At 58.5% G+C, this 19,563-nt stretch carries 16 protein-coding genes and 1 tRNA gene; 13 read left to right on the plus strand and 4 right to left on the minus strand.

Annotated elements, in window-relative coordinates:
• Positions 1–89: 89 nt before the first annotated feature.
• Positions 90–1,109, plus strand: a complete 1,020-nt coding sequence (locus ACZ5A6_RS14370; RefSeq protein WP_112291779.1) for a bile acid:sodium symporter family protein — start codon at positions 90–92, stop codon at positions 1,107–1,109.
• A 66-nt stretch (positions 1,110–1,175) separates the two neighbouring features.
• Here ACZ5A6_RS14370 and hspL read toward each other — a convergent pair whose 3' ends face one another.
• Positions 1,176–1,658 (minus strand): heat shock protein HspL, encoded by a 483-nt coding sequence (gene hspL, locus ACZ5A6_RS14375; protein WP_019564988.1) that lies wholly within the window; start codon positions 1,656–1,658, stop codon positions 1,176–1,178.
• Between the two features lie 385 nt (positions 1,659–2,043).
• On the opposite strand from hspL, the gene ACZ5A6_RS14380 reads away from it, so the two are divergent.
• Positions 2,044–2,985 carry an alpha/beta fold hydrolase gene (locus ACZ5A6_RS14380; protein ID WP_003511570.1) on the plus strand — a complete coding sequence of 314 codons (942 nt, stop codon included), beginning with the start codon at positions 2,044–2,046 and terminating at the stop codon, positions 2,983–2,985.
• 53 nt (positions 2,986–3,038) lie between these two features.
• Here ACZ5A6_RS14380 and hisN read toward each other — a convergent pair whose 3' ends face one another.
• On the minus strand, positions 3,039–3,815 hold the full coding sequence (hisN, locus tag ACZ5A6_RS14385) for a histidinol-phosphatase (protein ID WP_112291781.1): 777 nt from the start codon (positions 3,813–3,815) through the stop codon (positions 3,039–3,041).
• A 319-nt stretch (positions 3,816–4,134) separates the two neighbouring features.
• Complete coding sequence (locus ACZ5A6_RS14390; protein WP_003511568.1) at positions 4,135–5,019, minus strand: N-formylglutamate amidohydrolase; 885 nt, start codon at positions 5,017–5,019, stop codon at positions 4,135–4,137.
• Positions 5,020–5,200: 181 nt separating this feature from the next.
• Here ACZ5A6_RS14390 and cpdR point away from each other — a divergent pair, with 181 nt between their 5' ends.
• The 11 genes from cpdR (at position 5,201) to ACZ5A6_RS14445 (ending at position 18,573) form a co-directional block, all read left to right on the plus strand.
• Complete coding sequence (gene cpdR, locus ACZ5A6_RS14395; protein ID WP_003497910.1) at positions 5,201–5,563, plus strand: cell cycle two-component system response regulator CpdR; 363 nt, start codon at positions 5,201–5,203, stop codon at positions 5,561–5,563.
• A gap of 81 nt (positions 5,564–5,644) precedes the next feature.
• Positions 5,645–5,719 (plus strand) — tRNA-Val (locus tag ACZ5A6_RS14400).
• Between the two features lie 552 nt (positions 5,720–6,271).
• Positions 6,272–7,285: a substrate-binding domain-containing protein gene (locus ACZ5A6_RS14405; RefSeq protein ID WP_003511565.1), complete on the plus strand. Its 1,014-nt coding sequence runs from the start codon at positions 6,272–6,274 to the stop codon at positions 7,283–7,285.
• 69 nt (positions 7,286–7,354) lie between these two features.
• Positions 7,355–8,875 (plus strand): sugar ABC transporter ATP-binding protein, encoded by a 1,521-nt coding sequence (locus ACZ5A6_RS14410; RefSeq protein ID WP_112291783.1) that lies wholly within the window; start codon positions 7,355–7,357, stop codon positions 8,873–8,875.
• 12 nt (positions 8,876–8,887) lie between these two features.
• On the plus strand, positions 8,888–9,889 hold the full coding sequence (locus ACZ5A6_RS14415; RefSeq protein ID WP_111803342.1) for an ABC transporter permease: 1,002 nt from the start codon (positions 8,888–8,890) through the stop codon (positions 9,887–9,889).
• A 29-nt stretch (positions 9,890–9,918) separates the two neighbouring features.
• Positions 9,919–10,893 (plus strand): sugar-binding transcriptional regulator, encoded by a 975-nt coding sequence (locus ACZ5A6_RS14420; RefSeq protein WP_019564982.1) that lies wholly within the window; start codon positions 9,919–9,921, stop codon positions 10,891–10,893.
• The gene (locus ACZ5A6_RS14425; protein WP_112291785.1) at positions 10,890–11,888 is read left to right on the plus strand and encodes an aldo/keto reductase; all 999 of its coding nucleotides are present in this window, start codon (positions 10,890–10,892) and stop codon (positions 11,886–11,888) included. Before ACZ5A6_RS14420 ends, ACZ5A6_RS14425 begins: the two co-directional genes overlap by 4 nt.
• Positions 11,889–12,010: 122 nt before the next feature.
• Positions 12,011–13,735, plus strand: coding sequence for a glycerol-3-phosphate dehydrogenase/oxidase (locus ACZ5A6_RS14430; RefSeq protein WP_111803344.1), 1,725 nt, complete (start codon positions 12,011–12,013; stop codon positions 13,733–13,735).
• A gap of 2 nt (positions 13,736–13,737) precedes the next feature.
• The gene (locus ACZ5A6_RS14435) at positions 13,738–14,580 is read left to right on the plus strand and encodes a class I fructose-bisphosphate aldolase (protein ID WP_111795568.1); all 843 of its coding nucleotides are present in this window, start codon (positions 13,738–13,740) and stop codon (positions 14,578–14,580) included.
• Positions 14,573–16,072: an FGGY-family carbohydrate kinase gene (locus ACZ5A6_RS14440; protein WP_162632839.1), complete on the plus strand. Its 1,500-nt coding sequence runs from the start codon at positions 14,573–14,575 to the stop codon at positions 16,070–16,072. The genes ACZ5A6_RS14435 and ACZ5A6_RS14440 overlap by 8 nt, the downstream gene beginning before the upstream one ends.
• Before the next feature lie 296 nt (positions 16,073–16,368).
• Positions 16,369–18,573 (plus strand): methyl-accepting chemotaxis protein, encoded by a 2,205-nt coding sequence (locus ACZ5A6_RS14445; protein ID WP_065687970.1) that lies wholly within the window; start codon positions 16,369–16,371, stop codon positions 18,571–18,573.
• A 16-nt stretch (positions 18,574–18,589) separates the two neighbouring features.
• Here the strand turns inward: ACZ5A6_RS14445 and ACZ5A6_RS14450 are convergent, their stop codons facing one another.
• Positions 18,590–19,558, minus strand: coding sequence for a GNAT family N-acetyltransferase (locus tag ACZ5A6_RS14450; RefSeq protein WP_464111081.1), 969 nt, complete (start codon positions 19,556–19,558; stop codon positions 18,590–18,592).
• Between the last annotated feature and the right edge of the window lie 5 nt (positions 19,559–19,563).

Raw genomic sequence — 19,563 nt, forward strand, 5'->3', positions numbered from 1 at the left:
TCGTGATAACTGTTAGTCTTTGCATCCGAATTCATGATGAGCGATAGTATGGGATATTTCAAGAAAAACCGATGTCGGAAAGACCTCCCATGACCCGCTTCCTGCCTGACCGTTTCACCATGATGCTGGTGGCCACCGTGATCCTGGCTTCCCTTTTGCCGATCAGCGGACAGCCAGCGGTGTATTTCGGGCTTGCCACGAAACTGGCAATCGCATTGCTGTTTTTTCTCCACGGCGCGCGGCTGTCGCGGGATGTGGTGATTGCGGGTATCTTGCACTGGCGCCTGCACATGGCGATCCTTCTCGTCACCTTCGGCCTTTTCCCGTTGCTGGGCGTGGCGATCGCTTTCATTCCCGAGAGCATTCTGCCGGCACCGCTTTATATGGGTGTGCTGTTTCTCTGCGTCCTGCCTTCGACGGTGCAATCGTCCATCGCCTTCACATCCATGGCAGGCGGAAACGTGCCTGCCGCGATCTGTTCAGCCTCCGCCTCGAATATTTTCGGTATGGTGCTGACGCCGCTGCTGGTCGGGCTGCTGTTCACGGTCGGTGGCCATGGTGGTGGATTTTCGCTGGATGCGTTCCTGCAAATCTTCCTGCAACTGCTCTTGCCCTTCATCGCCGGCCAGGTGCTGCAGCCGTGGATCGGTGACTGGATCAGGGCACGCAAGAAATTGCTGTCGCCGGTCGATCGCGGTTCCATCCTGATGGTGGTCTATCTTGCCTTCTCCGAAGCAGTTATCGAAGGCATATGGCAGACGTTTTCCGTGCGCGATATCGGCGTTGTCATCGGCATCAATATTGTTCTTCTGGCGCTTGTTCTCTGCGTGACGATGTTCGGCAGCCGGGCGCTCGGTTTCGACAAGGCGGATGAAATCACCATCACCTTCTGCGGGTCGAAGAAGAGCCTTGCCAGCGGCGTGCCCATGGCAGGAGCGATCTTCGCCGGCCAGAGCATCGGCGCAATCGTATTGCCAATCATGCTCTTCCATCAGATTCAGCTGATGGTCTGCGCAGTGCTGGCCCAGCGTTATGCCCGCAAGGCCCATGAAAAAGCAGCGATAACGGAAACTGTCGCTGCGGAAGGCGCGGCAGTATCCACCCGCTGAGGGATGAATTTTCGGCAAACAAAAACGGCCCCTTAACGGGGCCGTTCGTTTGATATCCGGATCGGCTTAGTTGACCTGGGCCGGCGTGATCTGTGCTTCGATCGTCTTCGGCGCATCTGCGCTGTCGGAGGAGATCGCGATACGGCGCGGTTTCATGGCTTCCGGAATATTGCGGACGAGATCGATGTGAAGCAGGCCATTCTTCAGGGAAGCGGTCTGGACTTCGACATGATCGGCCATCTGGAAGCGGCGTTCGAAAGCGCGCGTGGCAATGCCGCGATACAGGAACTCGCCTTCAGACGACTTCTCATCTGCAGCCTTCTCGGCTTTCACCGTCAGCGTATTGGCACGGGATTCTATGCTTAGTTCCGTTTCATCGAAACCGGCAACCGCCATGGTTATACGATAGGCGTTTTCACCCGTCCGCTCGATGTTATAGGGCGGATAGGACTGGGCCTGTTCGGGCTGGCCGAGGCCGTCGAGCATCGAAAAAAGACGGTCGAAACCAACGGTGGAGCGATAGAGGGGGGAAAAATCGACGTGACGCATGGTGTCCTCCTTATGAAGCGACTGTTTGCGGTTGATCCGGCGTCCCGTTCTGGCGACGGCCGGACATATGGCGCGGCCCCGTTCTGGCGGCCGCATGAATGAGATGGGAATGGCTTGGCGCTCCGTCAAGGGGGCGCATTAAAGCGGAAAGGGCGACAACAAGATGAACCATCGCTGAACATCCGGTTCCAGCATCGTTCAGTTTGAGAGCCATAAATATCCGTCATCGGAGACATGCTCCGTGGCAGAAGCAATAACGTCCCTTCTTCTTCTGTCCTATTCGCCGGAACCGCGACTGCTTTAACCGACGGTTCCGGCAATTTTTTCTTTGACCTTCCGCCGCCGCCGACCTATCCCGAAAAGGCAGAGAAGCCGGAAAAGACCGATGATCGAAGCCACATTGCGCGAGAGCGAAGACAACCCGGTTCCCGGCAACCATACCGTCGGTTATTTCACCGGCCACGGCGGCAAACAGCTTCGATACGCGATCTTCCGCGCCAGCCGACACATTGCGCGCGGAACCGTGGTTCTGCTGCATGGTCGCAACGAATGTATCGAGAAATATTTCGAGACCGTCAGCGATCTGACGGCCATGGGATTCTGGGTCGCGACCTTCGATACGCGCGGGCAGGGCGGTTCCGAACGGTTGCTGAAGAAGCCAGGCGCCGGGCATGTACGACGTTTTTCCGACTACAAGCGCGATATAAGTTTGTTTCTCGAACAGGTGGTGCTGCCGGATACCAGGCTGCCATTCTTCATGATCGCCCATTCAACCGGCGCACTTGCAGCACTGGCCGCAGCACCCGGCCTGTCGAACAGGATCGACCGTCTGGCGCTTTGTTCGCCCTTTATCGAGCTGGACAGCCAGCAATCCGTTCCTTCGTCCGTCATCCGGCTGGTCGCGACCGCTTTAAGCCTGTTGGGTCTTGGAAAGCTTCAGCTCGGCAGGGATCAGCGCGAACGGGATTTCGATGGCAACCCGCTGACCTCTGACGCCAGACGTTTTGCCAGAAATCTTGCCCTGCATCGGCAATTTCCGGAACTCTTCATCGGCGCACCGACAGCGCGATGGGTTTATGAAGCGCTGAAAACAATGGGTCGGGTGACCCGTCAGGACCATCTGACGGACATAACCATTCCCACCCTCATTCTCGCGCCGATGCTGGATACGATCACGCCCTATAAGGCGCAGGAGGAACTCTCGCGCAACTTCCGCGCGGCGCAGCTTCTTCCCATAACCGGTGCTCGCCATGAATTGCTGCATGAGCGCGACGTTTTCCGCAAACAGGCGCTGGCGGCCATCGACGCCTTTTTCGCGCCGGAATGACGCGGCGATGACGGGGATGGTGCGGTTTGCGCCAGCCCCGTCAGTCGCACCATCTACAGTTTTGAAAGAATGGCGAGCGCCTGTTCGTGCACGGCTTTGGAACCGGCTGCCAGAATGCGGCCGCCATTTTCCGGACGACCCCCATCCCAGGTGGTGATGATGCCACCCGCCTGTTCAATCACCGGAATGAGCGCGCCGACATCATAGGGCTTCAGGCCCGATTCGATCACCAGATCGACATGGCCGGCGGCAAGCAGGCAATAGGCGTAACAATCCACGCCATAACGGAAAAGGCGAACCTGATCCTGCACCTTGTCGTAAAGGGGCTTTTCTTCCGTCGTGAAGATATGGGGTGTCGTGGTGAACAGCACAGCATCCGACAGCGAAGCGCATTCGCGCGTGCGGATCTTGCGTTCACCATCCGGCCCGAAATACCATGCGGCCTCGCCGTCGGCGAAATAACGCTCTTTCGTGAAGGGCTGGTCCATGATGCCCATCGAAGCGCGGCCGGCCGACTGGAAGCCGATCAGCGTGCCCCAGACCGGCACGCCGGAAATGAAGGCGCGTGTGCCGTCAATCGGATCGATAACCCAGATATGTTCGCGATCGAGACCGACATTGCCGTGTTCTTCACCAAGAATGCCGTGTTGCGGGAAACGTGCCTCGATGAGGGCGCGAATGGCGCTTTCTGCTGCCTGATCGCCTTCCGTCACCGGGTCATAGCCGCCGTACTCCTTGTTGGTGACGGCAATGCCTGTGCGGAAGCGGGGAAGCGTTTCAGCGCTGGCGGCTTCGGCAAGTTTGAAGAAGAAATCCCGGTCGGGCAGCATGCGAAACCTCATTGCCTGAATTATTGGGCCTGAATTGTATGGCGAAATGCATAGACCGGAATTGCACCCGCCGTCCACACGTACGGATGCAGGCAAGGCCGATTCCAAATTTTCAGCATAAGCCTAAAAAAAGTGCATAAAATAAAATGATTGACAATTGTGCATATAGTGCGTAGCGTGACCCTGCAGTCTTTGACTGTAAATACCCTCCTTGGGTGTTTCCTCCCTAGACTTGACCGCGCCAAGGCGCGGTTTTTTTTGCCCGCGCGTGGCCAGGCGGTCTGGAACAGGGATCTGAAATATCCTGGAATTTGATGTGTTATTCGGCGGCGAGCGAGGTTTCGATCGCGTATTCCGAAACGAAAGCGCCGAGCTGGCGCATGAAGATTTCAAGCGATGCCTGAATGGCGGGAAAATCTGCTTTCTTCGAAAGCGTTTTTTCATCGACGTACAGCGCCCGATTGACCTCGATCTGGAGCGCGTGAAGAGAGCGGATCGGTCGGCCGTAATGTTCCGTGATGAAGCCGCCGGCATAGGGCTTGTTGCAGACCGCAACGAAACCCAGTTCTTCAAGAAAATGCAGAGCGGCGCGGGAGACCTCCTGGGAGGCACTGGTGCCGTAGCGATCGCCTATAATGACATCCGGCCGCAGGTTCGAGCCGGCAACGCGGATATTGCCCGGCATCGAATGGCAATCGATCAGTACCGCCATGCCGAAATTGGCGTGGGTGCGTGACAGCAGCCGGCGCAGGCAGGCGTGGTAGGGTTTGTAAATCGTCTCGATCCGTGACAGCGCCTCGTCCACCGGCAGGCGGTGGGCATAGATGTCCATATTCTCGGCGACGATACGGGGTACCGTTCCCAGGCCGCCGGCAACCCGCATGGAGCCGATATTGGCGTAGGGAGGCAGAGTGCCTTCGAACATGCGCGGATCAAGCTCGTAGGGCTCGCGATTGACGTCGAGATACGCGCGGGGAAAATTGGCTTTGAGCAGCGGCGCACCGATGTCGGGCGCAGCGGCGAACAGCTCGTCAACGAAGTGATCTTCCGAGCGCCGGATCTCGTGCGAATCAAGCCGCGCCGATTCCAGAAAGGAGATGGGGTAACAGCGACCGCTATGGGGTGAATTATAGACGAATGGCAGGGTTTGAACGGCAGGTTCCGTTACTTCGAACAGCTCGTATTCACCCGTTATCCAGTCCATTCAGTGCCATTTACCATGTCGTAAACTATCAGGATGTTCATGTTGCCAGTTACGGTGCGGCAAGTCCATACTATCGACCATGCAGCGCTATACCGATTCTTGTGTTCACATGATATTTACCGTGAAAATCCTATAATCGGGCTAGGGTATCTCAAACATTGAGCAGTTACGGTCACTTATGATGAATCAGAAAATTCTTCTCGCTGAAGACGATAACGATATGCGCCGCTTTCTCGTCAAGGCGCTGGAAAAAGCCGGTTACAAGGTTTCTTCCTTCGACAATGGCGCAAGCGCTTACGACCGGCTTCGCGAAGAGCCTTTCTCGCTGTTGCTGACAGATATCGTCATGCCCGAAATGGATGGCATCGAGTTGGCCCGGCGCGCGACTGAACTCGACCCCGACCTGAAAGTCATGTTCATCACCGGCTTTGCGGCCGTCGCGCTGAACGCCGATTCGAAGGCTCCAAAGGATGCCAAGGTGCTTTCCAAGCCGTTCCATCTTCGCGATCTGGTGGATGAGGTCAACAAACTCCTTGTGGCGTAAGGGGTCTCAAAAAACCTTCACAAAACCGAAAAAAAGCAGTTGACGCATGAACCGGTTTTGTGGTCTATCCGCCGCCACGGAGGGCGTGTAGCTCAGCGGGAGAGCACTACGTTGACATCGTAGGGGTCACAGGTTCAATCCCTGTCACGCCCACCATCCGAATTCTTAAATATCAAGGCCTTGCGAGAAATCGCAGGGCCTTTTTGCATAGTGGCCTGAGTGTTAATCGAACCTGTCCCCTATGGAGTATGCGTCAACGGTCCCATCACAGGAACCCGCTGCGACACCGTCATAGATACCACTCCAAATAGGGCAAAGAGGATCGGCAGGAGGACTTTGCGGCCTTCCATGCGGCATGGACATGGAGGAGGGCGTGATGAACCGAAGCGTTTGCGCGCTACCCGCTATTCGGCGTCCTGAGTGCATCGCGCCTAGCCATCCCTTGGTCTTAAGACATCCGACTGCCGCCAGCTGATTGGTATAGGCAAGCAGATTGACTGCCTATTCGATCCGCGGAGTTCGCTCGAGCGACGGGCTATCCTGTAGCAGCCTCCAACTGTCCATGCGCCCCGCAATAAATTTCACTCAAAAAAATAAAATGCAAACCGGATTGACGCTTGCCCGGTTTCCCGATATCTCAAACGTCATGCAATAAATTACACGAATTAAAATTTATTGCGGATTGGTCATTGTCCTTGGGAGGGGAATATGTTGGCTTTTCTGAAATCGACCGTTGCCGCGGGTGTTTTAGCCGTGGCGATTTCCGCAGGCGCCGGCTCTCAGGCCGCTGCTGCGGGCAAATTCGCCTGTGAACCGGGCGAGACCTATGTGATGAACGTCATGGTTTCCAGCCACCCCTATTGGGTGCCGGTGTTTGAAGGTTTCAAGCAGGCCGCGAAGGCCTTGGGCTGCGAGGCCGTTTTCACCGGCACGCCCGAATACGACATCACCAAGCAGATCGCGTCCTTCGAGCAGGAACTGGTGAAGAAGCCGAAGGGTATATTGCTGCATCCGATGCAGGCCGATCCCTTTATCGAGCCTATCAACAAGGCGATCGACTCCGGTGTTTCGGTGACGACTTTTGCGGCGGATTCGCCGAAGTCAAAACGCACCGCCTACATCACCTCGGACAATGTTGCCGAGGCGAAGTTTGCGGCTGACGAGATCGTCAAGAAGCTGGGCAAGAAGGGCGAATATGCCGTTCTCGAAAATCCGGGCCAAAGCAACCATGATCTGCGCGTCACCGCACTGATCGATTACATGGGGCGCACTTATCCGGAAATGAAGCTCGTCGGCCGCCAGGCGACCAACCAGGATGCAAACGTCGCCTATCAGGCGGTGGGTGCCCTGTTGCAGGCCAACCCCAATCTCGGCGCATTGTGGATTCCTGAAGCCGGCTCGGCTGAAGGCGCAACGACCGCTGTTCTCGAGGCCAAGAAGAAGGTCCTGATCCTGCATGCGGATATTACCCCGGCGACGCTGGAGCACATCAAGCAGGGCAACATCTACATGTCCATCAATCCCAATCAGGGCGTTCAGGGCTTCATGGGTTTCATGAACACCTTTCTGGGTGCCCATTCGGATCTGATCGACCCCTTCAACGACTACAAGGTATCAGGCTTCAACCCGATGCAGGTGCCTTCGATGGACAATGGTTTCGCCGTGATTACCAAGGCGAACGCCGCTTCCTTTGATCTCAATGACTATATGAAGGGGCGCTGACGCGCCGCCCTGAAACCGGCGAGGTTTACGCCTCGCCGGCAAAGGGGAGCCACGTTCGGGAGGGGCGTTATGGGCGAGGTCATCCTCAACATGACGAATATTCACAAGGCGTTCGGGCCCGTGCGGGCGTTACGCAGTGCTGCCTTTGAGCTGCGGCGGGGAGAAATCCATGCGCTCGCGGGTGAAAACGGCGCCGGTAAATCGACGCTGATGCATATTATCGATGGCATTTTGCAGCCCGATGGCGGCGAAATCCTGCTGGACGGCAAACCGGTCAAGATTTCCTCGCCCAATGCGGCGAACCGGCTCGGTATCGGTTTCGTGCATCAGGAGATTGCGCTTTGCCCGGAAATTTCGGTTGCCGAAAACATGTTCATGTCGGAGACCGGCCAAAGCAAATCCTGGTTCATGAATTATCGCGATCTTGGCAAGCGGGCGGCAACCATCCTCAAGGAAATCGGCGATATCGATCCCGCCAGCCGCGCCGGTGATCTGTCGATTTCGCAACAGCAGATCGTCGAGATTGCCAAGGCGCTGACGCTGGACTGCCGTATCCTGATCCTTGATGAGCCGACGGCGGCTTTGACCGAAACCGAGGCCCAGACCCTTTTCCGGATCATGCACCGGCTGGCGGAACGCGGAATTGCGATCATCTATATCTCGCACCGGATGGCGGAGATTTTTGAGCATTGCGACCGCATTACGGTGATGCGCGACGGTTGCCACATCAGGACGGAGAATATCTCCGAGATTTCTCCGGAGGAAGTCGTCAACAGCATGGTGGGACGGGTGCTCGACAAGCTCTACCCACCGAAACTTGCAGAAGAAGAGAAATCGAATGACGTCATTCTCTCTGTTCGGGGACTGAACGAGGCAAAGCGCGTTTTCGATGTCGATTTCGATCTGCGCCGGGGCGAAATCCTCGGGCTCGCCGGCCTGATCGGCGCAGGTCGAAGCGAAATTGTGCGGGCGGTCTGCCGGCTGGAGGGAAAACCAAAAGGCGAGGTCACGTTGCGCGGCCGGCCGCTGAGGCTCAAGGACTATCGCGACAGCATTCGCGAGGGGCTGGTCTATCTGTCGGAGGACCGCAAGGGCGACGGGCTGTTTCTCAACATGTCCATTGCCGCGAATGTCTCGGCGCTCGATGTCGGCAGGATATCAAACGGCATGGGCTTTATCGAACGGCGCAAGGAAATGAAGCGCGCCGACGAGTTGGGACGCCGGCTGAAATTGCGGGCAAACAGCGTCGGTGACGCTGTCTCCACCTTGAGCGGCGGCAACCAGCAGAAGGTGGCACTGGCAAAGATGCTGTCGGTGGAGCCACAGGTCGTCTTTCTCGACGAGCCGACACGCGGGGTGGATGTGGGCGCAAAGGCCGAAATCCACCGCCAGATCCGGGAATTGGCACGCGAGGGTGTGGGCGTGATCGTCATATCCTCTGAATTGCCGGAACTCATCGGTGTCAGCGACCGCGTACTGGTCGTGCGCGAGGGGCGCATTGCCGGCGAGGTTGAGGGTGAGGACATGACGGAAGAAAAGATCATGCAGCTTGCATCGATCAATATTGCAGAGAGCCCGACAGGGGCCTGAGGGAGCGGGAAAATGGCAACATCGGAAACACCTTCGGGCATTGCAGAAGTGGCGGTTCGCCGCACAGGCTGGTGGGAACCGGCGCTCAAGGCACGGGAGACCGGACTTATCGTCATCATCCTCGCCCTTTTCGCGGTGATGTCTTTCATATCCCCGTATTTCCTGACGGTCGACAATCTGCGGGCCATGGCGATGGTTTTCGCCATCGAAAGCATCGTCGTGGTCGGCATGACGATCCTGTTAATCTCGGGCGGCATTGATCTATCCGTCGGTTCCGTCACGGCGCTTGCGATGGTTGCGGCTGGCTGGCTATTCCTCAACGGTGTCGATCCCTGGGTCGCGGCCGGGCTGGCAATCTGCCTCACCACGTTGGTCGGCATGGCCATGGGATTTCTGACAACGGTCATCGGCCTGCATCACTTCATCGTATCGCTCGGCGTCATGGTGATTGCGCGCGGCGTCTGCCTGCTCGCAACGGGGGGCCGGCCGCTCGGTCTCTACTCGCTGCCTCCGGAATTCAAATTCATCGGCCAGGGCGCGCTTGGCGGCATTCCGCTGGTGCTGATCATATTCGCGGTGGTGGTCGTCTGCTTCGATCTCTTGCTGCGGCGCACGACGGCATTCCGTAAGGTGTTCTATACCGGCAGCAATCCGAAAGCGGCGGCTTATTCCGGCATCCGCGTCGGCCGGGTGGTGTTTGCCACCACCACGCTTTGTTCGATGCTGTGCGGTTTCGCAGGCGTGATCTACATGGCCCGCTTCGGGTCAGCACAGCCGAGCTTCGGAGTCGGCATGGAACTTAACGTGATTGCAGCCGCGGTCATCGGCGGCGCCAGCCTTTCGGGCGGCTCGGGCACCATTCTCGGCGCAATCCTCGGGGCGATCCTTCTGTCGGTCGTTTCCAGTTCACTTGCCTTGCTCAATGTGTCTGTCTACTGGCAGGACATCATCAGGGGAAGCATATTGCTGACGGCGGTCCTGTTCGACCACTATCTTGTCAAGCGTCGCCGCTGAGCGCCTGTGGTAATTGGAGATATACGATCATGCTGGATACCAAGGACGATTTCGATCAACAGAGGCAGATGTACTCCGTCCTGGTGCTGCATTTCATCGAGGGCGTGAAGCAGTCGGAAATTGCCGAGCGGCTCAATCTTTCCCACACCAAGGTGAACCGTATGATAGCGGCGGGCCGCAAGGCAGGCATGGTAAAGATCACTATCGCCAGTCCCTATCAGAGGCTGGTGGACCTCGAAAACGAGATCACACGCCGCTTCGGCCTCAGACAGTCGGTGGTGACACCGACGGTGTCCGACAATCCGGAAACCGCGCTGCAGATGGTCGGACGCGTGGCCGCCAACCACTTGCTGGAGACTATCCGCGACGGCGACGTGATTGCGATTACCGGCGGCAAGGCGGTGAGTGCCGTCGTCGATAATCTGGAGGCCGAGCGCCGTTTCGATGTGCGGGTAGTGCCGCTGACCGGCGGTGTCCAGGGCAAGCACTATACGGATGTCAATCATCTGGCCACGCAACTGGCGGAAAAGCTCGGCGGCAGCGCGTCGCTCATTCATGCGCCGCTATTTGCCGAGGATGAGGAACAGCGTGATCTCCTGATGAATGTCGCTTCGATCCGCGAAGTGTTCGACTTAGCGCGACAGGCGCAGGTGGCGCTGGTTGGCATCGGTTCCGTGGAGGCGCCCGGTTCCGGTTATTACGATCTGCTGCCGGATGTGGCCCGTGGCGGGCAGGCGCTGGTGGATGCGGGCATTGCCGGGGAATTCCTTGCCCATCTCACCATGGCGGATGGGCAACTGGCGCGGATCGATCTCAACTCGCGCGTGGTGGCGCTGGACCCCGGGCAGCTTGCCCGGTGCCCGAACATCATCGGCGTGGCGGCCGGGGCCATCAAGGCCGGACCGGTGGCAGCCACGCTTGCCGGCCGCTATCTGACCTCGCTCGTCGTGGACGAGGCGATCGCCGGCTATTTACTGGATCAGGAAGAGGGGGAAACTTCGTGACGGACAATTCAATATTGACCCGGACGATTGGCGGCAGCGGTATCAGCGCATCAGCCGTGGGGCTGGGCACCTGGGCCATCGGCGGCTGGATGTGGGGCGGCACCGATGAGCGGCAATCCATCGCCGCTATCCAGGCCTCCATCGATGCGGGCATTTCCCTGATAGATACCGCGCCGGCCTATGGCATGGGGCTTGCGGAAACCATCGTCGGCAAGGCGATTGCCGGCCGGCGCGACAAGGTGGTGTTGGTCACCAAATGCGGGCTGGTCTGGCATGTGAACGAGGGCGCCTATTTCTTCCACCAGGATGGCAAGCCCGTTCACCGTTATCTCGGCGCCGCTTCGATCCGGCATGAGGTCGAAGAGAGCCTGAAGCGGCTTGGAACCGACTATATCGACCACTATGTCACCCACTGGCAGGATGCGACGACGCCGATTGCCGAGACGGTGGAAACGCTTGTGCGCCTGAAGGACGAAGGCAAGATCCGTTCGATCGGCGCGAGCAACGTCTCGCCGGAGGATTTGGTAGCCTATATCGCCACCGGCGCGCTGGATGCCATCCAGGAAGAATATTCAATGGTGCGGCGGGACATCGAGACGACACTTCTGCCGCTTTGCCGCACGAGTGCTGTTTCGGTCCTGAGCTACTCGTCGCTGGCGCTCGGTCTTCTGTCCGGCAAGGTCGGACCCGAACGGGTTTTTGCAGGGGATGATCAGCGCAAGGGCAATCCGCGTTTCAGCCAGGCAAACCGCGAGAAGATCGCGCGGCTGACGCGGCGTCTGGAGCCGGTCGCCAAAGCGCATGGGGCGTCGATTGCGCAGGTCGTGATTGCCTGGACGATTGCCCAGCCCGGCATAACATTCTCGCTGTGCGGCGCGCGCGATCCGGCTCAGGCGGTTGAAAACGCTGCTGCGGCCCGCCTGCGCCTTGCGGAAAATGAACTGGCTCTCATCAGCGCCGGCGTTGCCGAGCATCTCGTGGGGCTCGATGCGTAAATCATGTAGCTGAGACGGTGCTTCAGGCGAATATCGCATAATTTTCGCCACCCCTCTCTCTCGTCGCTTTAAACGTTTAACAACATTGGGACGCTGGTTGTTAGCCAGCGAACGGTATTCCTATGCCCAGTTTTCGCGAGGACGCTCTACGCCGCATCCGGCAAGACGGTGATTTCGACGCCGTCGTCATCGGTGGCGGTATCAATGGTATCGCCGCCTATCGCGATCTCGCTTTACAGGGACTGCGGGTGCTTCTGGTAGAGCGCAACGACTTCTCGTCCGGTTGCAGTGCCGCACCCTCGCGCATGATCCACGGTGGCCTGCGGTATCTCGAAAACGGTGAATTCGGCCTTGTGGCGGAATCGCTGCGGGAGCGTGATGCGCTTCTGACGCTGGCACCGCATATGGTTCATCCGCTGCCGACGACGATCCCGATCTTTTCAACCTTCAGCGGCTTGTTCAACGCGGCTGCGACCTTTGTGGGTTCCGGCGGAAAACCTGCCAGCCGAGGGGCACTGGCGATCAAGGCTGGCCTCATGCTCTATGACTTCGTCACCCGCAAAAATCGCATCCTTCCCCGACACACCTTCCGCAACGCACGCAAGACGTTGCAACGCTGGCCGGGCCTGACGCCAGGCATCAGATATTCGGCCACCTATTACGATGCGTGGATCAGCCAGCCCGAACGGCTTGCGCTGGAGCTTCTGATCGACACCCGGGCCGATGCGCCGCAAAGCATTGCGCTGAACTATGCCGAGTTTGTCCGTGCTGGCGGCGACTATCGTCTTAAGGTGGAGGGCACGGACGAAACCTTGCCCGTCCGGCCACGCATTATCGTCAATGCGACGGGCGCCTGGATCGATGAGACGATTGGAGCGCTAACGACCACACAGGCTGCGGGGAGGGCGAAACCGACCGTTTCCGGCACCAAGGGATCGCATCTGATCCTCGCCAACGAGGCGCTCTTTAAGGCCTTGAACGGCCATATGATTTTTTTCGAGAATGCCGACAACCGTGTCTGTATCCTCTTTCCCTATCTTGGCCGGGTTCTCGCTGGTTCGACGGATATCAAGGTGGATCGTCCCGAACGGGTGCGATGCGAACCGGAAGAGCGTGATTATATTCTCGATGCGGTCCGTCAGGTCTTTCCGCATATTTCCATCGACCATTCCGACATCGTCTACAGTTTCAGCGGCATACGCCCGCTGCCGCGCAGCGACGCCGCTTTTACCGGAAGAATATCCCGCAGCCATTTCATCCACCGCGTGGAGGGCGATCCGCCGCAGCTCTGCATGATCGGCGGCAAGTGGACGACGTTCAGAGCCTTTGGCGAACAGGTGACCGACGAGGCTCTGGCCTTTCTCGGACGCAAGCGGCTGACTGGCACAATGAACCGCCCGATCGGCGGCGGCAGGAACTTCCCCAGCGGTGCCGGGCGCCTGCCGGCCCTGCTGTCGGAGGAATTTTCGATCGACCGGGACCGGGCCGAGTATCTGGCATCGGCCTACGGTTCACGTGCCTTCGAGTTGATGGGTTTTTGTCGGGGCCGTACGGATGACAGTCCGCTTTGCGAAAAACCGCCGATCACGGCGGCAGAGGTGGTCTGGCTGATCCGCTGCGAACATGTCCGCCATCTGACGGATCTCATCCTGCGCCGCACGACGCTTGCCATTACCGGCGTCATCGATGCCGATCTGATCGATGCGATCCTTGGCGTCGCAGCGCGCGAGCTGGGATGGGCGCCACAGCAGGCGGCGGACGAACGGCAGCGGCTCGTTGATGAACTGGAGACCTTTTACGGGGTCACGACGGCAATGCTTAAACACAGATGCAAGGAGAATGCATGATGATGCGGATTTCGAAAAAGGCGCGCATGAACCGGCTGTTCCGCAATGGTGGATGCTTGGACGTTGCCATTGATCACGGGGTTTGCAACGAGCCGAGCTTCCTCGTCGGGCTGGAGGATATGGCTCAAACTGTCGACAGGCTGGTGGAAGCAGGTCCCGATGCCATCCAGATGACCTACGGACAGGCGGACCTATTGCAGCAAAGGCCGCAGCGCGACAAGCCGGCGCTCGTCATGCGCATCGACATGGGCAACCCCTATAATTCAACGCGCCACAGAACCATGTGGTCGCAGCTCCAGAACTATCACGATCCGATCATCGGCGCGCTGGAGATGGACGCCGCCTGCGTCGTCGTGAACCTGTTCATGTTGCCGGACGAGCCGGAACTGTTTCGCCAATGCGTCGAGAATATCAGCCGCGTGCGCGCCGATTGCCATCGTTACGGCATGCCGCTGATGATCGAACCGCTGGTGATGTTGCCCAATGATGTGCGCGGCGGTTACCAGGTGGATGGCGATGCTGAAAAGATCGTCACCCTGGTGCGTCTTGCCTCGGAAATGGGAGCCGATATCATCAAGGCCGATCCCACCAGCAATCCGCTGGATTTTCACAAGGTCATCGAGGCAGCGCGGTGCCCGGTTCTGGTGCGGGGCGGGGGGCGTGAGGACTTGCGCAACGTGCTGGCGAAATCAGCGGCACTGGTGGCCGAAGGTGCGAACGGGATGGTCTATGGACGCAATATCTACCAGCATGACAACCCCAAGGCCGTCGTTGCCGCCTTGATGGCTATCATCCATCAGGGTGCGGGCAGCGAAGAAGCATGGGACATCTATAATCGTGGCTGATAAAAATCATATATTGGGTCTGGATGTCGGCAACACGGTGATCAAGGCGGTGCTGTTCGACACGGCCGGCCGGCAGGTCGCGCAACACGCCATCGACGGCCATTCGACATTTCCGCAGCCCGGTTACGTCGAGCGCGATCTGGAGGAGTTGTGGCGCAACGGATGCGAGGCGATCCGCCAGCTTCTGGCAAAATCGTCCGTCGATCCCCTGAGCATCCTTGCCGTCGGTTGCGCCGGCCACGGCAACGGTCTCTACCTGCTGGACAAGGATCAGCAGCCCCTGATCGGTATCCAGTCGCTTGACAGCCGAGCCGCCGATGTGGCGGTAGAGCTTGACCGGAAAAGCGGCGTGCAACTACAGAACCGTTGTCTGCAACGGCCTTGGCCCGCGCAAACGCCCAGCCTGCTGGCCTGGGTGAAAAGGCATGCGCCCGATACATATGCCCAGATCGGAACGGTGCTGTTCTGCAAGGATTTCCTGAACTTCCGCCTGACCGGTTGTCTTGCCAATGATATTTCCGATCTCAGTGGTGCGGGGTTGCTTGCCTTCTCCGAAGCGAAGCTCGACCGGGAACTCCTGTCGCTCTACGGGCTTGAGGATGCCGTCGCCTTTTTTCCGCGCCTCGTAGAATCGGCGGATATCGTCGGCCATGTGACAGCTGAGGCTTCGGCTCTGACGGGGCTTTCCGAGGGCACACCTGTTATCGGCGGTTTTTTCGATGTCGTCTCCAGCGCCATGGGGTCGGGCGTCATCAACGCCGGGGAGGCTTCTATCATCGCCGGCACCTGGAGCATTAATCAGGTTTTCGCGGATAAACCGGTCATCAGCCCCGATGTCTTCATGGTCACGACCTTTGGACGTGGCCGCTATGTCAATATCGAGTCCAGCGCCACCTCTGCGGCCAATCTTGAATGGTACGTGCACCGTGTTCGCGGTGACCATGGTGACCATGCCTTCGAGCGCTGCAACGATCTGGTCGGTTCCGTTTCGCAACGCGCCGACGATCCGTTCTTCCACCCGTTCATCTTCGGCTCGCGACTGGGCGCGGAATTTCGGGGCGGGTTTTATGGTCTGGCGGGATGGCATGGCGAAGGCCACATGCTGAGAGCCCTGTTCGAGGGTGTGTGTTTCGAACACCGCCGCCATATCGGCGTTCTCAGGGAAGCGGGGCTGCCGATCGACAGTGCCGTCATGTCCGGCGGCGGTTCCCGCAGCCAGCATTGGCCGCAGATCATGGCGGACGTTCTTGAAATCCCGCTGCGTGTCGCGGAGGCCCGCGAGACCGGCGCGCTTGGTGCGGCCATCGGCGCGGCCGTGGCGGTCGGTCTCTATCCCGGCTATGAAGCGGCGGTCGCAGCGATGACCCGCGTGGCCAGTGCCTACCGGCCGGATGCGGGGCAACTCCCGCATTATCGGCGGCGCTACGGCCTCTACACACAATTGACCGACCAGTTGCGCGGCTTCTGGAGTGATCTGCGTTTGCAGGACTAAAGGCTCCCGGTTTTCCTGATCAGCGGCACGCAATGATGCGTGCCGCTGAGCTTGCTCGTAGCTTGCAATATATGCTGGCGTTTCGGAAGGTTCGGATATCGCGTAATATTTTGTATGTACTGTAATATTACGGTTTTATAATTTATTTCTGTTTTCTTAATTGCGCTAAAAATATGAATTAAAGTAATTTTTAAGCATAGTTTTCTAATATTATCCTCCGGTCTGGTTGTTGACATTTTGGGCTTGCGCGCAGTGACCTCAGCCGTCGCGGCCGGGATTTTTTGTGAGGATGAGACATGCTGTTTAAATCGACAACGGGCCGTAATATCTTCGCAGTCGCCGCGTGCGGCGTCGTTGCAACAATCGCGGCTTCGGCCGTGCTGTTTTATCGGTCCTTTGAGGATACGAGGGCCAACAGTATGGAGCGTATGCAGCAGATCGCGCAAGCCGAAGCTTTGACGACCGAGAAAAATATCGGCGGCATGATTCACATCGTCAATAGCCTCGGCTCGGTTCTGGAATCGATGAAGCAGTCGGGCGATGCCGATCGGGGCAAGGCCGATCAGCTTATCCGGCACATGCTGGCGAACAATCCCGATTTGCTTGGTCTCTGGACCGGATGGGAGCCCAATGCCTTCGATGGCAAGGATGCGGACTTCGTCAACAAGGAGGGATATGATGCGACTGGTCGTTATGTACCCTATTGGGTGCGGAGCGGAGGCAAAATAAGCAACACCGCATTGACGGATTATACCACCGCGGGTCCAGGCGATTATTATCAGTTGCCCTTCACATTGAAGAAAACAGTCGTCATCGAACCCTATTCTTACGCAATCGATGGCAAGGAGGTTCTGATTACCTCGGTCGCCAAACCTGTCATCGTCGACGGTAAAACTCTGGGCGTCGCTGGCCTCGATCTGTCGCTGGAGGAAACGAACAAGGCGTTGTCAGCCGTCCGGCCGATGGGAACGGGCTTCATGAGCCTTGTGAGTGGCGGCGGCAAGATCATCAGCCATCCCGATGCGACGATAATGGGTAAGAACCTCGCAGATGGCGGCGCACAAACTGAAGGCTGGGATAAACTGATCGCCAATCCCGGAAAAGAGCTGGAAATGACGGCACAGGACGGCACGGTTTCCCTTGCCGTCGCCTTGCCGGTCATGCTCACCGGCGACATGAAATGGTACGCAATCGTCTCGGTTCCGGAGGACACGGTCTTTGCGCAGCTGCATGCAATGATGCGTGACGCCGTCCTGACGATCGTAACGGCGGCGGTGCTGCTGGCGATGGCCGGCTGGTTTATTGCACGGCGGTTCATCAACCGCATCACGAATGTCATCGATGAGACCGCCCAGATCGCCCGGGGAAATCTCCAGCTGACATTGAAGGATATCGAGACCAGGGACGAGATCGGCGATCTTGCCCGCTCGCTTGACGTTTTGCGCGAAAACAATCGTGAAAAAGCCTTGCTGGAGCAGGAAGCGGAAGCCAACCGAACTCTTGGCGAACAGGAGCGGGTGGCCCGCGAACACAAGGCGGCCGATGAGGCGAGCGGTATCCGTTTCGCGGTTGACAGTCTGGCTCAGGCGTTGGCCAGGCTCGCAGATGGCGACGTGTCCTGTCGTATCAACGATCCCTTTGTCGAGCGGTTCGATGCCGTGCGCAACGATTTTAACGGTTCTGCCGGGAAGTTGCAGAACGCGCTTCTGCGGGTATCGGATAATGCTGCCGGTATTGATGCCGGCGCTAATGAAATCAAGGCAGCCTCCGATGATCTGGCAAGGCGGACGGAACAGCAGGCTGCTGCCGTGGAGGAAACCGCCGCAGCTCTTGAAGAGATCACGATAACCGTGAAAGACGCCGCGAACCGCGCGCATGAGGCGGGCCGTCTGGTTTCCCGCACGCGCATCGGTGCGGAACGATCGGGCGAAGTCGTGCGTCAGGCCGTGATCGCGATGGAGCGGATCGAAAAATCCTCGAACGAGATTTCCAGTATCATCGGTGTGATCGACGAGATTGCCTTCCAGACGAACTTGTTGGCGCTCAATGCCGGCGTGGAAGCGGCGCGAGCTGGCGAGGCGGGCAAGGGTTTTGCCGTGGTGGCGCAGGAGGTGCGCGAACTTGCGCAGCGTTCTGCCGGCGCGGCGAAGGAAATCAAGTCGCTGATCACAAAATCGAACCAGCAGGTCGAAGAGGGCGTGCATCTCGTCGGCGACACCGGCAAGGCGCTCGACGCGATTGTCGCCGAAGTGCAGGAGATCAACCAGCACGTCGCCGCGATCGTCGAATCCGCGCAAGAGCAGTCGTCCGGCCTTCAGCAGATCAATACCGCCGTGAACCAGATGGATCAGGACACGCAGAAAAATGCCGCGATGGTGGAAGAAATGACCGCCGCAAGCCACAATCTTGCAGGCGAGGTCGATGCGCTGAACCGGTTGCTCGGCCAGTTCGAGCTGGGTTCAGGCGCACTTGCTCATCGGGGGGCTCTCAAGGCGGCTTGATCGGCCGCCACGGGGTTTAGTTCGCTTCACGTGAAGCGCCGCCAACCACAGGAAGCGGCCTGACGAAGCGCTGTTCCAGAACCTCGCTTCCCCACTGGCTGCCGGGACGTTCCTGTACACAGGTAAAACCCTGGGCCTCGTAAAGATGCCGTGCCGCCAAAAGTCCGTTGAAAGTCCACAGATGGGTTTCGGCGAACGCTTTTTCGTCCGTGAACGCAAGGGCGGTTGCCAATAGCCTTCGCCCGACGCCGCCGCCACGCACGCCATCATCGACGATGAACCAGCGCAGATGCGCGGTTCCCGGTCCCAGATCTTCACCGTCGATTGCGACGGAGCCGATGATATCGTCTCCACGCATTGCCACCCAGATCGCATTTTGCGGGCTTTCGAGCCGGTTGCAAAAGGAGGCCAGACCTTCGGCAACAACGGATTCGAAGCGCTGGCCGAAGCCTGATGTTCGGGCATAATAAAGCGCATGCATTTGCGTGATACGGGCAATAAGGCCGGGCCTGTAGCCCCTGACGATTTCGATCGGGGAAGCCGCGGCGTCGGCCCGGTCTCCCAGCGCGTCGGCATAAAGGCGAAGCCCGTCAAAGATTTTTTGGCCATCCGCAGGCGCGAGCCGCGACAGTGCGTTTGATACCTGTCGGTTGGCAAAAGTGTGGATGGCTTCGACCCGCTTCTGTCCTCGCCCGGCGAGGCGCAACCGCTTGATACGACTATCCTCTTCGTCCGTTTCTTCCAGAACATCGCCCGAAAGAACCAGTTTGCGAAGCATGCGGCTGATGCTCGACTTTTCAAGCCGAAGCATCTTTCCCAGATCGCGTGCGGTAATGCGTGGGCATGCCTCGATCTCGATCAGGGCGTGCACGGCGGAGGGCGGCAGATCGGTGCCGGCAAAGTCTCCACCCATAAAGCCGAGTTCGCGCACGAGCCGACGCGAGGTGGAGCGGATATCGTTTATGGGAAAGGGTCTTTCGGACATGCCAA

Source organism: Agrobacterium sp. 6Ca8, from assembly GCF_055382765.1.